Below are 11,793 nucleotides of genomic sequence, written 5' to 3' on the forward strand. Positions count from 1 at the left end.
GGATGGAGGGGCGGCCGCTCGGACGGTCGGACAGCCGTCAGTCGGTCAGACGGTCAGCGTCTGGCCCGGGAAGATCAGGTCCGGGTCGGCGCCGATGGTGCGCAGGTTCTTCTGGTACAGGCTGTCCGTGTCGGTGCCGAACTTGGCCGCGATGTCGCTCAGGGTGTCACCGCTCCTGACGGTGTAGCCGCCCGCGGCGGTGTTCTTCGGCGCGACCGGCGCGGACTGCGCCGGCTTGGCCGAGGGCTGCCCCTTGGGCGCCTGCTGCGCGGCCGCCGGCTTGGCCGCGGGCTTGGCGGCCTTCGTGGCCGGCCTGGCGGCGGGCTTGGCCGCCTTGGCCGCCGTGCCGCCCGAGGTGTCGGCGACGGCCGGGGCGCCGCCCTTGCCCAGGCCCGCCCTCTGCGAGCAGACGGGCCAGGCGCCCGCGCCCTGCGAGGCGAGGACCTTCTCCGCGACGGCGATCTGCTGCGCCTTGGTCGCCTTGTTGGCCTGGGAGGCGTACGCGGTCCCGCCGTACGCGGCCCAGGTGGACGGGCTGAACTGCAGTCCTCCGTGGAAGCCGTTGCCGGTGCTGGTGCTCCAGTTCCCGCCGCTCTCGCACTGGGCGACGGCGTCCCAGGTCGAGGAGGTAGCGGCGGAGGCCGAGGTGGCCGTGACGAGGCCGGCCACCGGCAGGGCCGCGACGGCGGCGCCCGCGAGGACCGCCATCCGCACGCGGTGGCGCTTGGTGGTGGCGGTGGTGTCGGTGGCAGCGGCGGTCTCGTGACGGGGATTCATACAGTTCCTCTCGACAAGTCCCGGGTGGGCATGCGGAACCAGGCCCGGGACATGGGCCGGCAGTCTTTCGCTCACCTCACTCGACGGGCGGCCGGACACGTGTCGGACGTGCCGTGCCGCCCCGGTCACCTCCGCACGCCGACGGCCTGTTCGAGCCGGTCTCGTCGGCGGGCACCGCCCTCATGCCGCGGGTCAGTCGGCGGGCAGTGCGTCGGGGTGAACCCGGGTGGCGCTCGTTGCGCCGCCAATGAAGCTAGGGGGCATCACCCGGACGCAGCAAGCAATTCTTCGACGTCGCAGGTCAGTTGACTGTTACCGGCGGTACGGGTCAAAAAATCATGCCCGCTTTGACCATTTTTGACCAGATTTCCAAGATCAAACGGTCAAATTCCGTGCCCTCACTCACACCTGTCCGCCCGAGAAAGCCGTCACACCATCCACGCGGAGGAACCGTCAGCTGACGCACCGTCACCACCGCACCCGGAGTTCCCGGTTCCGCGCCGCCGTCGAGTGGCATCCGTCACGCCCGACACGTACGGCGACCGCGCGAACACCCTCAGCGACGGCCGTCGAGCTCCGCGTCCCGCGCCAACAGCGCCGCCTGGACCCGGTTGTCGCAGCCCAGCTTGGCCAGGATCCGGCTGACGTAGGTCTTCACCGTCGCCTCGCTCATGTGGATCCGCGCCCCCGCGTCGGCGTTGGACAGACCCTCTCCGAGCAGGGCCAACACCTCCAGCTCGCGCGGGGTGAGCACCTCCAGCCGACGCCGCGCCGCGACGGCGCGGGCGGCCAGCGAGGCGCTGCGCCCGGAGGCCAGCGAGTCGACGATGTGCCGGGTCGCGGCCGGCGAGAGGAAGGCGTTCCCGCCCGCCGCCGCCCGGACGGCCTGGATCAGCTCGTGCGGTGCGGTGTCCTTGAGCAGGAAGCCGGCACCACCCTCGGTCACGGCGCGCAGGACGTTCTCGCGCTCCCCGAAGGTGGTGAGGATCAGCGCCCGCGCGCCGGGGGCGACCTTCGCCAGTTCCCCGAGCGCCGTCAGCCCGTCCATCACCGGCATCTGGATGTCCAGCAGCACCACGTCCACCCGGTGCGCCCGCGCGAGCTCCAGCGCCTCCCGCCCGTCGGCGGCCTCCGCGACCACCTCGATGTCCTCGGCGGAACCGAGGATCATCCTGATTCCGGCCCGGATCAGCGGCTCGTCGTCGGCGACGAGGACTCGGATCACGCTGGTCATTCCCCTCGAACGGTGCTGTGGGCTGCGGCACCATCCTCACATCCCGGCAGGACCGTTCCGAACCACCCCGATCCGGACCACCGTGATCCGAAACCGGCCCGGCCCGCCCGGCCGGGGCACCCGCCCGCGCACGGGGGCACTCAACCGCTGATCACGTACTCCTGTTTCTCCACCAGTGCCCCGTCCCGGAAGCAGAATCGCGCCACGTGCTCCTCGTTCCAGCCGGCGCCGGGCGCCCCGTTCAGGGCGAACCAGCGGCAGTGCGCGCCCTCCGAGATCTCGGGCCCTGTCCCCTTATACGTGTCGGTGATGAAGTCGTTGCCGCGCGGCAGCGTCTGCAGCACCTCGGACTCGGCGGTGCCCACCCTGATCTGGTCGTACATCGGCTGCTGCACGGTCGCGTCGTTGGTGCCCTTGACGAAGGCGACCACGCCCCAGACCGCCAGGCCGAGCACGGTCACCGCGATCGCGACCACCCCGAGGGCGCAGCCCATCGCCGGACTGCGCCGCTTGCGCTCCGGCTCCTCGACGGGCGGCAGGCCGTCCAGCATCCAGTCCTCGGCCCCGTCCGCCGCCGCGTCCTGCTCCTCCCCTTCATAGGGGAGCACCGCCGCCAGCCGGAAGCCCTGCTCCGGCGTGGGCCCGGCGTGCACCATGCCGCCGACCAAGCGGGCGCGCTCCCGCAGGCCGGTCAGTCCCTGACCGCCGCTGACGGCCGCGCCCACCCCGACGCGTGCCCCCACGAGCTCCGGCGCGCGGGCGTTGGTGACCTCCACCACCAGCGCGTCCGGCTCGTACCGCAGCGCGACGCCGATCGGCGCGCCTGGAGCGTGCTTGTGCGCGTTGGTGAGCGCCTCCTGCACGATCCGGTACGCCGCGTGGTCCACGGCGGCCGCCAGCGGACGCCGCTCCCCCTCCACGGTGAGGTCGATCCCGGCCCCGGCCGCCCGGGAGGAATCCACCAGCCCCTCGATCCCGTCCACCCCGCCCCGGGCCGGCGCCCCGGCACCCGCCCCGGTGGCCGCCGACCCGGCGGTGGGCACCCCGGCGGCCGCCGGGGCGGTTGCCGGCACCGCCGTCGACTCGTCGTGCAGCACCCCGACCACCTCGCGCAGCTCGCGCATCGCCGCGACCGCCGCCTGCCGCAGCACCCCGACCGCCTCGCGCTGCCGGTCGGTGAGCGTCCGGTCCACCTCCAGCGCGCCCGAGTGCACCGAGATCAGCGCCAGCTGGTGGCCCAGGCTGTCGTGCATGTCCTGGGCGATCCGGTGCCGCTCGCGCAGCCGCGCCTGGTGCACCACCATGACCCGCTCGCGCAGCAGCTGCTCGTTGCGCTCGCGCAGCGCGTCCAGCAGGGCGCGGCGCTGCGCCCGGTAGCGGCCGTAGAGCGCGGGCAGCACGGCCACCACCAGGAAGGCCCCGAAGGACAGCGGCAGCACCAGCTTCGGCGAGAGCGAGGCGCCCTCCTTCAGCACCCCCGTCATGGTGAACAGCGCCCAGCCCACCACGAAGGTGCCGACCAGCGACCAGACCCGGCGGATCCGCGCCCCGGCCGTCCAGCCCGCGCAGACCAGCATCGGGATCGGGCCGACCGCCCAGCCGGCGGCGGCCGCGACGACGACCAGCACGGTGGCCGGCAGTCCCTTGCGCAGCACCCACGCCACCGCGACCCCGACGCCGACGAGCACCGCCTGGCCGGTGTTGGAGAGCAGCTCCATCAGCGCGGCGAAGCCGCCCATCATCAGGGCGAGCAGTGCCTCGCCCACGACCCGCCGGGGCCGCCAGGGCCCCGGCAGCGCCGTCCGTACCGCCGTGTTCCAGGCCCGCGCGATCGCTTCCACCCGTCGAGGCTATCGGTCCGGCCGGGTCATCCGCCGTCCTCCTTCGTCGCCGCCCCCGCCGACGAAAGTCGCCTGGTCGGCCCCGTCCCGGTGGCCTGCCCGCCCGGTCCGCACGGCGCGGCCGCCGGGTCCGAACGGCGCGGCCGCTCAGCCGAAGGACGTGAGCAGCAGCGCCACGTCGTCCACCCGGCGGGCGGAGCCGACCTCGCGCAGCAGCCGCTCGGCCGCCTGCTCCAGTCCCTCCCCCGCCACCGCCCGGGCCAGCGCGGCCCGCAGCCGGTCCACGCCCTGGTCGATCGCCACCGCCGGGTCCTCCACCAGCCCGTCGGTGTAGAGGGCGAGCACCGCCCCGCTGCCCAGCCGCAGGTCGCTGACCGGGTAGTCGGCCCGCTCGTCCACCCCGAGCAGCGGCCCGCCCGGGACGTACAGCGCCTCGGCCCGCCCGCCGGGGTGGCGCAGCACCGGCGGGAGGTGCCCGGCCCGGGCGATCCGGCCGAGCCCGACGGCCGGGGTGAGCCGGACCAGACAGCAGCTGGCGAGCAGCCCGGGGTCGAGGTCGAGCAGCAGCCGGTTGGTGCGGGCGAGCACCTCGTCGGGTGGGTCGCCACCGGTGGCGAAGGCGCGCACGGCGCTGCGCAGCTGTCCCATCGTGGCGGCCGCGCCGACGCTGTGGCCCTCGACGTCGCCGATCACCAGGGTGACGTCCTCGCCGGTGACGATCGCGTCGTACCAGTCGCCGCCGATCTCCATGCCCTGGGTGCCGGGCAGGTAGCGGGCGGTGATCCGGATGCCGGGCACCTCGGGCAGCCGGTGCGGCAGCAGCGCCTGCTGCAGGCCGCGGGCCAGGGCGAACTCGGCGTCGTACAGCCGGGCGCGCTCCAGGGCCTGGGCGATGAAGCCGCCGAGCGCGGTGAGCAGGCCGCGCTCCTCCACGGTGAACGGGCGCGGCAGGTCGAAGCCGACGATGCAGGTGCCGACCGGACGGCCGGAGGCGATCAGCGGCAGGAAGGCCCAGGCGCCCATCTCGTCCAGGGCCAGGCCGGGGTAGGTGGCGGCGAGTTCGCGCACCGACTCGAAGAAGACCGGGGTGCCGGTGCGGAGCGTCTCCGCGCCGGGCACCCGGGTGTCCATCGGGATGCCCTCGAAGGCGTCCAGGAAGCCGTCCGGGTAGCCGGTCTGCGAGAGCAGGTGCAGCCGCTGCTCGCGCACCGCGTAGATGGCGAGCTCCTGGCCGCCGAAGGCCGGCAGGAGCTCCTCGGCCACCGCCCGGCAGACGTCCCGGACGGTGACCGCCTCGGTGAGCGCGCTGGCCAGTTGGAGCAGGTGGTGGGTGCCGCCCATCCCCGTGCGGGCGGCGGGCGGCGGCGGGACTGCGGCCGGCTCGGCGGCGCCGGGCGGGGCCTCGGCCGCGACCACCCGGGCGGTGACGCCGTGCGGGTCCGGGTAGAGCGAGAAGGCGAGCCAGCCGTCCGGCGGTCGGGCGGCCAGGAAGGCGGTGGGCCGCTGGGAGAGCTGGGCGGCGCGGTAGCGGTTCTCGTAGAAGGGGTCGGCGAGCCAGGGCAGCGCCTCCCACGGGGGGCGGTGGACCAGGTCCTCGCGGCGGGCCCGGAGCAGCGGCTCGACGGCGCGGTTGGCGTAGCCGATCCGGCCGTCCTGGTCGAGCGCGAACACGCCCTCGGGCAGCCGGTCGACGGCGGCCGCGGCGGCGGTCAGGCTCCGGAGGTCCAGCACCGCGCCGACCAGGTGGGTCCGGCCGTCGGAGATCGCCCGGGGCACCCGGGCCCACAGCTCCACCGGGTACGGCAGGCCGTCCGGGCCGAGCACCCGGACCCGGGCGGCCAGCACCTCGCCGCGCTCCAGCGCGATCCGGGCGGCGGCCCGGAACCCGGGCAGGTCTCCGGGGGCGACGCGACGGCCCAGGGCGGCCACCGTGCCGTCGAACTCCCCGGGTCCGAAACCGAAGATCTCCAGGAACTGGGTGTCGGCGGCGAGCGACCCGGTGGCCACGTCCCAGTCGAACATCCCGACCCGGGTGGTCGGCACCGACGGCGGCGGCAGCTCCACCACGGCCGCCTCGCAGCCCGGCTCCACCGACTGCCCGGACTCCGCCAACCCGGCTAGGCCGTCGGCCAGTTGGGCGGCCGCCTCGGCCAGCCGCCGGGCCGCCGGCGCCGCCACCCCGTCGTCCGAGGCCGGCCACAGCGCGGTCAGCACCCCGAACGTCTCCCCGCCGCGCCCCACCGGCTCGCAGGCGGAGACGAAGTCGTACGGCAGGCCGACCGCGAGCTGCGGGAAGCGCCGCATGGTGTCCTCGGCGTCGGTGAGGACGACGGCGCGCCCGGTCCGGAAGGCGACCGCGACCGGCAGCGGCCCCGCGGCGGCCACCCGCCGGAACGGGCCCATCACCGACAGCGGCACGCCCGCGATGGTGCGCAGCACCAGCGAGCGGCGGTCCCGCGAGCGCAGGTACACCAGCGAGCCGTACGCCCCGGTCGACTCCAGCACCCGGCGCGCGGCCAGGGCGAGCAGCTCGTCGCGCCGGTGGTCCGCCCGCCGGGCCGTCTCCCGGACGGACGGCGGGGCCGCCCGGCCGGTCTCCGCGCCGGCCCCGGGCTCCGGCGGCCGGTCCGGGCCCGGCCGCGCCCCAGGGGCCCCGCCGGTCGCGTGCGGATGGCGCATGCTCTTTTGCTACGCCCGGCCCGCACCGGTGTCAAGGCGAGCCCGCACCGGCCCCGGACTGCCCCGGGGCCCGCCGTGCGCCAGCATGGACGGCATGCCGAGCGAACCCCGCCGCACCACCGTGGTCAACCTCAAGGGCCACCGCGACGACCCCGGGTACCGCGACGTCGTCTACGTCGGCCGCGCCATGCACCGCGGCGGCTGGCACCTCGCCGAGTCCCCGCTGCACTGCCCGTACCGCCCCGGCCCGGACCTCACCCGCGAGGAGATGGTCGCCAGGTACCGCGCCCACCTGCTCGCCCACCCCGACCTGCTCGCCCTCGTCCCACCCCTGCGCGGCCACCGCCTCGGCTGCTGGTGCGCCCCGCTCCCCTGCCACGCCGACGTCCTCGCCGACCTCGCCGACCACCCGCCTGCGTGATCCGCTTTCCCCACCTCTTCCACCATTTCGTATGCATAGCTGACTGTTCGATATTCTCCGGGCGGGTGGCGGCGTGGGGCCGCCGGTGGGGAAGCGAGAGCCGTATGCAGTCGTCGTCCGGGGGTCCCGCGAGCGGGACGGCGTGGCAGTGGGACGAGGAGACCGACGGCGGCGGGGCCCCCGAGGACGTGATCGCGGGCGGCGGGGAGCGCGCGCGGCCGAGCCGGCGCCGGCTGCTGCTCGGGGCCGGGGTGCTCGCGGCGGGCGGGGCCGCCTGGGCATTCGGCCGTTCGGGTGTCGGCGGGGCCTTCCCCTCGCCCGGGCCGACCGGGCCGGTCCCGACCGCGCTGTCCGGGCCGACGCCGCTCTGGACGTACCGCGGCCCGGAGGCGATGACCCCGGAGCGCCTCACCGACCCGCCGAGCCACCCGGTCTACCTCTCCAGGAACGGCCTGCAGGTCCTCGACCACGAGAAGGGCACCGCCGCCCGGCTGCTGGTCTTCGACCCGCCGGCCGCCCGCAGCTGGCCCATCGACGGCGACGTGCTCGGCAAGGTGGTGGTCGGGCCCGACCACCTCTTCACGATCTACGAGGGCCACCTCGACGCCCGGCACTTCACCGACCCGGCCGGCGACTGGAGCCTGCCGCTGCCCGACGACCTCCAGGGGCAGGTCCGCCTCGCCGGCTACGACCGCCAGGCCCCCGGCATCCTCTACGGCTACGCCTGGGGCCGCCCGCGGTCCGACGGCACCCGGACGGAGAACCGCCTGTTCGCGCTGCGGGTCACCGACCGCTCCCTGCTCTGGTCCGTCCGCACCGAGCAGACGGAGCAGCCGGTCACGCCCGCCACCCACATCGGAGGCGGCCTCCTCGCCTGTCTCCGCTTCCTCGGCGGCCGCGCCGAGGTGGTGGCCCGGGACGCCGCCACCGGCCGCGAGCTGTGGACCGCCCCCGGTGAGGAGGACCTGCGCTGGTGCGTGGCCGGCTCGGGGGGCTTCTTCGTCCCGGACGGCAACGGCGGCGTGCGCAGGCTGCTTCCCGCCGGCGAGCCGGGCTGGACGTACGCGCCCCACCGGGGCGAGTCCTGGCGGGCGCTGCCGCCCCTCGAACACGGCGGCCGGGTGTACGTCCCGTGGGACCAGGGCGTCGTCAGCTGCCTCGACCTGTCCTCCGGCGCGGAGCTCTGGTCCTGCCGGCTGCCGTTCCCGCTGGACCGCCGCAGCCGTCCGCTGGTCGCCAGGGACACGCTGTTCGTCCCGGGTACGGCGGCCGGCGGGGTCAGCGCGATCCACCCCGCGACCGGCGAACTGGGGTGGACCTTCCACGACTCCGGTCCGGGGAAGGACGTCTGGACCCTCGCCACCGACGCGGCCCACCAGTTCGACGGCACCCGCCTCTACGCGGGCCACGACGACGTCCTGCACGCCCTCCCCCTGAGCTGAGCGCCCCCTACGACACGGCAGGACGGCCCGATGCAGGTACGCCCGATCTCCCCCGACAACCTGGCCGAGCTGCTCGCCGACCGCATCGCCGCCCTGCCCGACGCCCGCGGCCGGCGCCTGCGGGTGGCCGTGGACGGCGCGCCGGCCGCCCGCCCCGGAGCGCTCGCCGACGCGCTGGTGGAGCCGCTGCGGCTGCGCGGCCACCCGACGCTGCGGGTCTCGGCCGACGGCTTCCTGCGCCCGGCCTCGATCCGGCTGGAGTACGGCCACCAGGACGCGGACGCCTTCCACGACCTCTGGCTGGACGACGGCGCCCTGGCCCGCGAGGTGCTCGACCCGCTGGAGCCGGGCGGCAGCGGCCGCGTCCTGCCCTCCCTGCGCGACCCGGCCACCGACCGGTCGACCCGCGCCCCGTACACCGAACTCCCGCCCGGCGGCGTGCTGTTGCTGGACGGTGCGCTGCTGCTCGGCCGCTGGCTGCCGCTGGAGCTGACCGTCCACCTGGCGCTCGGCCCGGCCGCGCTGGCCCGCCGCACCCCGGCCGACCAGCAGTGGACGCTGCCCGCCTTCGCCCGCTACGAGGCGGAGACCGGGCCCGCCGCGACGGCCGACGTCACCGTCCGGGTGGACGACCCGCGCCACCCCGCGCTGGTCGAGCGGCCGTGACCTCCGGGGCCGGGCCGCGCTGGCAGTACGGGCACCAGAACACCGTCCGGTCGCGCGGCGGCGAGCCCTGGCGCCCGGTGACGACGGGGGTGACGCAGCGCGGGCAGGGCCGTCCGGCCCGGCCGTAGACCCAGTGCTGGTAGCCGGGCCGGGTGTCGCCGGTGGTGATGTGGCCGGGGCGCAGCTTGTTGGCCTCCAGCATCTGCCGGGCGCGCTCCACCAGCCGGTCGGGGTGCGGGAGTTCGCCGACCTCGGTCCACGGCGTCACGCCCGCGACGAAGCACAGCTCGTTCGCGTAGACGTTGCCGATCCCGGCGAGGTTGCGCTGGTCGAGCAGGGCCTCGACGACCGGGCGCCCCGGGCGGGCGAGGAGCCGGCGGACGGCCTCGACCGGGTCCCAGTCGGAGCCGAGCAGGTCGGGGCCGAGATGGCCGACGATCCGCCGTTCGTCGGCGGTGCGCAGCAGTTCCACGACGGGCAGCCGGTAGCCGACGGCGGTGCCCCGGTCGGTGCCGAGGACGGCGCGGATCTGCCACTCCGGGCCGCCGGTCCACCGCTCGCCGGGGCGGTAGACCACCCAGCGGCCGTCCATCCTCAAGTGGGTGTGCAGGGTGAGGCCGCCTTCGAAGCGGGCGAGCAGGTGCTTGCCGCGCGGGGCGACCTCCAGCACCCGGCGGCCGGTGAGGTCGGCGGTGGCGTGCGCGGGCACCCGCAGGTCGGCGCTGGTCAGCGGCTGTCCGGCGAGGGCCTCGTGCAAGTGGGCCGCCACGCGGTAGACGGAGTCACCTTCTGGCATGCCTCCATTCTGGTCCGCGCGGCGGCCCGCCGGGGCACCGCCCCCGGGTGCGCTACTCCGACTGCTCGGCGGCGCCGTGGGCCTCGCGCACCACGACCACCGGGCAGGGCGCGTGCTCGGTGAGGTGGCGGCTGACCGAACCGAGCAGCACGCCGGAGAAGCCGCCCAGGCCGCGGCTGCCGACGACGAGCAGCGCTGCGCCCTTGGCGGCCTCCAGCAGCGCCTGGGCGGCGTTGCCGGGCATCACGCTCTCGGTGATCCGCACGCCGGCGTCGTCGCCGGCCACCTTGGCGACGGTCTCGCTGAGGGTCTTCCCGGCGAGCTCCTCGGGGTTGAAGGCCTCGACGGTCGGCACGCCCGCCCCGGCCCAGCCGTAGAAGGCCGGGTACTCCCAGGCGGCGATCGCGTGGACCGTCCCGCCGACGGCCCGCGCGTAGTCGATCGCCCAGCGCAGCGCCTGCTCCGAGGCGGGCGAGCCGTCCACGCCGACGACGATCCGGGGATTGACACTCATGCCCTTGCTCCTTCGGTTGCTCCTGATCGGTCCCGACCCTCCGAACATAGATCAAATCGGACAAACGGTCGGTATCTGCCACGCCGGAAGCGGCCCGCCGCATTCAATTCCAGTGCGCGCGGCCCGCGACGCCTGCGAGGATCCCCGGATGCCGCACAAGCCCCGCCGCCGCGCCGGCGGCTTCGCCGAGGTCCTGGCCGCCCTGCCGCCGAAGGAGGAGCACGAGTACTGGAACCTCGACGACCCGCTCGCGTCGGGCGGCTTCGTGGACGCCGGGGGGCGCTACTGGCGGCTGGCCCGCGGCCCGGTGGACCGGCGGCTGGCGAAGCGGCTGGCGGTCGACGCGGACGAGATGACGCTGGGCCTGTGGGGCCGGCTGCACGAGGCCTCCCCGGGCGTCTTCGTGCCCGCCCTGCTCACCCCCGAGGAGCGGCCGGCCGCCTGGCTGGACGCCTCCGCCCTGGAGTACCTGGCGTACGAGTTCCGGGCCTCCGGCGACCGGACGCTGCTCTACCTCGTGGTGCGCTGCTGATCCACTGCCACCGTCAACTCCGGTAGGCCGCCCAGATGTTGGCCATCCGCTGGACCTGTCCCGGGGTGAACCTGGTCATGCAGGAGTCGTAGCTGTAGTCCATGAAGTTGTGGATCGGGTCGAGCCCCGGGCCGGGGCAGGTGTCCCGGCCCTCGGGGCAGCCGGAGGCGGCGGTGCGTTCGGCCGGGGTGTCCTCCACGTAGTCGCCCGGGGCCCGGCAGCCGTTCTGGAAGGTGTGGAAGAGGCCGAGCCAGTGGCCGATCTCGTGGGTCGCGGTGTCGCCCTCGTCGTAGTGGACGGCGGAGCCGCCCGGCAGCGAGGCGTCGAGCACCACCACGCCGTCGTCGGTCGGGTGCGTCCGGTAGGCGTTCGGGAAGGTCGACCAGCCGAGCAGGGAGTCGCCGAGCAGGGCGGTGTAGAGGTTGAGGGTGCCCTGGTCGCCCTTGCGCAGGGCGGTCTTCATCGCCTGCTCGGCCGAGGAGCCCGGGGTCATGCCGGTGTACCAGGAGGCGTTGTCGCTCCAGTCGGTGCCGACCAGTTCGAAGTGGAACGGGCTCGGGACGTTGCCCTCGCCCTGGCCGCCGTAGCTCTCGTTGAGGTGGTCGATCTGGCCCGCGACGGCGGCCGCGTCCAGCCGCCCCTCGTCGCCGTCGTGGATCACGTGGAAGTAGACCGGGATCGTGGTCGGGGCGGCGGACCGGACCCGGCCGACGCCCAGTTCGGCGAGCCGCTGGGCGAGGTCCGCCTGCATCGCCCGGGCCTGCCGGGGACTGACCGCGTTCGGGTCCCGGTCCGGCCGGCTGCCGGCCGGCAGCCGCGCCGCGACACCGCCCGCACCGACGACGTCGTCCGGACCGACGCCGTCGTCCGCGCACCGCTCCACCGCCGGAG

At 75.5% G+C, this 11,793-nt stretch carries 11 protein-coding genes; 4 read left to right on the plus strand and 7 right to left on the minus strand.

What is annotated here, in order from left to right:
• Nucleotides 1-45 precede the first annotated feature (45 nt).
• From ACFU7Z_RS25845 to ACFU7Z_RS25860, 4 genes are all read right to left on the minus strand, one after another.
• Entirely contained in the window at nucleotides 46-777 is a 732-nt protein-coding gene (locus ACFU7Z_RS25845) for a transglycosylase family protein (RefSeq protein ID WP_380779960.1), read from the minus strand.
• Between the two features lie 556 nt (nucleotides 778-1,333).
• Nucleotides 1,334-2,002 (minus strand): response regulator transcription factor, encoded by a 669-nt coding sequence (locus tag ACFU7Z_RS25850; RefSeq protein ID WP_049652130.1) that lies wholly within the window; start codon nucleotides 2,000-2,002, stop codon nucleotides 1,334-1,336.
• Between the two features lie 149 nt (nucleotides 2,003-2,151).
• Nucleotides 2,152-3,852 (minus strand): sensor histidine kinase, encoded by a 1,701-nt coding sequence (locus ACFU7Z_RS25855; RefSeq protein ID WP_380779962.1) that lies wholly within the window; start codon nucleotides 3,850-3,852, stop codon nucleotides 2,152-2,154.
• Between the two features lie 147 nt (nucleotides 3,853-3,999).
• Nucleotides 4,000-6,531: a SpoIIE family protein phosphatase gene (locus ACFU7Z_RS25860; protein ID WP_380779964.1), complete on the minus strand. Its 2,532-nt coding sequence runs from the start codon at nucleotides 6,529-6,531 to the stop codon at nucleotides 4,000-4,002.
• A 94-nt stretch (nucleotides 6,532-6,625) separates the two neighbouring features.
• Between ACFU7Z_RS25860 and ACFU7Z_RS25865 the strand changes: the two genes are divergently transcribed.
• From ACFU7Z_RS25865 to ACFU7Z_RS25875, 3 genes are all read left to right on the plus strand, one after another.
• Nucleotides 6,626-6,952: a DUF4326 domain-containing protein gene (locus ACFU7Z_RS25865; RefSeq protein ID WP_117493083.1), complete on the plus strand. Its 327-nt coding sequence runs from the start codon at nucleotides 6,626-6,628 to the stop codon at nucleotides 6,950-6,952.
• Nucleotides 6,953-7,056: 104 nt separating this feature from the next.
• The gene (locus ACFU7Z_RS25870) at nucleotides 7,057-8,394 is read left to right on the plus strand and encodes a PQQ-binding-like beta-propeller repeat protein (protein ID WP_380779966.1); all 1,338 of its coding nucleotides are present in this window, start codon (nucleotides 7,057-7,059) and stop codon (nucleotides 8,392-8,394) included.
• Between the two features lie 30 nt (nucleotides 8,395-8,424).
• Nucleotides 8,425-9,060: a uridine kinase gene (locus ACFU7Z_RS25875; RefSeq protein ID WP_074005766.1), complete on the plus strand. Its 636-nt coding sequence runs from the start codon at nucleotides 8,425-8,427 to the stop codon at nucleotides 9,058-9,060.
• Here the strand turns inward: ACFU7Z_RS25875 and ACFU7Z_RS25880 are convergent.
• Together ACFU7Z_RS25880 and ACFU7Z_RS25885 are read right to left on the minus strand one after the other, a co-directional pair.
• Nucleotides 9,008-9,856 (minus strand): DNA-formamidopyrimidine glycosylase family protein, encoded by an 849-nt coding sequence (locus ACFU7Z_RS25880; protein ID WP_049659204.1) that lies wholly within the window; start codon nucleotides 9,854-9,856, stop codon nucleotides 9,008-9,010. The two genes, ACFU7Z_RS25875 and ACFU7Z_RS25880, sit on opposite strands and share 53 nt — an antisense overlap.
• A gap of 52 nt (nucleotides 9,857-9,908) precedes the next feature.
• Nucleotides 9,909-10,370, minus strand: a complete 462-nt coding sequence (locus ACFU7Z_RS25885; RefSeq protein ID WP_380779968.1) for a universal stress protein — start codon at nucleotides 10,368-10,370, stop codon at nucleotides 9,909-9,911.
• A 148-nt stretch (nucleotides 10,371-10,518) separates the two neighbouring features.
• Between ACFU7Z_RS25885 and ACFU7Z_RS25890 the strand changes: the two genes are divergently transcribed.
• Complete coding sequence (locus ACFU7Z_RS25890) at nucleotides 10,519-10,902, plus strand: hypothetical protein (protein ID WP_117492876.1); 384 nt, start codon at nucleotides 10,519-10,521, stop codon at nucleotides 10,900-10,902.
• Between the two features lie 13 nt (nucleotides 10,903-10,915).
• Here ACFU7Z_RS25890 and ACFU7Z_RS25895 read toward each other — a convergent pair.
• A partial coding sequence (locus ACFU7Z_RS25895) for a zinc metalloprotease (protein WP_380779971.1) occupies nucleotides 10,916-11,793 on the minus strand: 878 nt, incomplete at its 5' end.

The organism is Kitasatospora sp. NPDC057518, assembly GCF_042802075.1.
Taxonomy (GTDB): Bacteria; Actinomycetota; Actinomycetes; order Streptomycetales; family Streptomycetaceae; genus Kitasatospora.

What these genes read in the sequence shown, in the direction of transcription:
- ACFU7Z_RS25870 (WP_380779966.1), top strand. Translation starts at nt 7,057, where the DNA reads ATGCAGTCGTCGTCCGGGGGTCCCGCGAGCGGGACGGCGTGGCAGTGG.
- ACFU7Z_RS25880 (WP_049659204.1), bottom strand. Translation starts at nt 9,856, where the DNA reads ATGCCAGAAGGTGACTCCGTCTACCGCGTGGCGGCCCACTTGCACGAG.
- ACFU7Z_RS25865 (WP_117493083.1), top strand. Translation starts at nt 6,626, where the DNA reads ATGCCGAGCGAACCCCGCCGCACCACCGTGGTCAACCTCAAGGGCCAC.
- ACFU7Z_RS25860 (WP_380779964.1), bottom strand. Translation starts at nt 6,531, where the DNA reads ATGCGCCATCCGCACGCGACCGGCGGGGCCCCTGGGGCGCGGCCGGGC.
- ACFU7Z_RS25875 (WP_074005766.1), top strand. Translation starts at nt 8,425, where the DNA reads ATGCAGGTACGCCCGATCTCCCCCGACAACCTGGCCGAGCTGCTCGCC.
- ACFU7Z_RS25885 (WP_380779968.1), bottom strand. Translation starts at nt 10,370, where the DNA reads ATGAGTGTCAATCCCCGGATCGTCGTCGGCGTGGACGGCTCGCCCGCC.
- ACFU7Z_RS25890 (WP_117492876.1), top strand. Translation starts at nt 10,519, where the DNA reads ATGCCGCACAAGCCCCGCCGCCGCGCCGGCGGCTTCGCCGAGGTCCTG.
- ACFU7Z_RS25845 (WP_380779960.1), bottom strand. Translation starts at nt 777, where the DNA reads ATGAATCCCCGTCACGAGACCGCCGCTGCCACCGACACCACCGCCACC.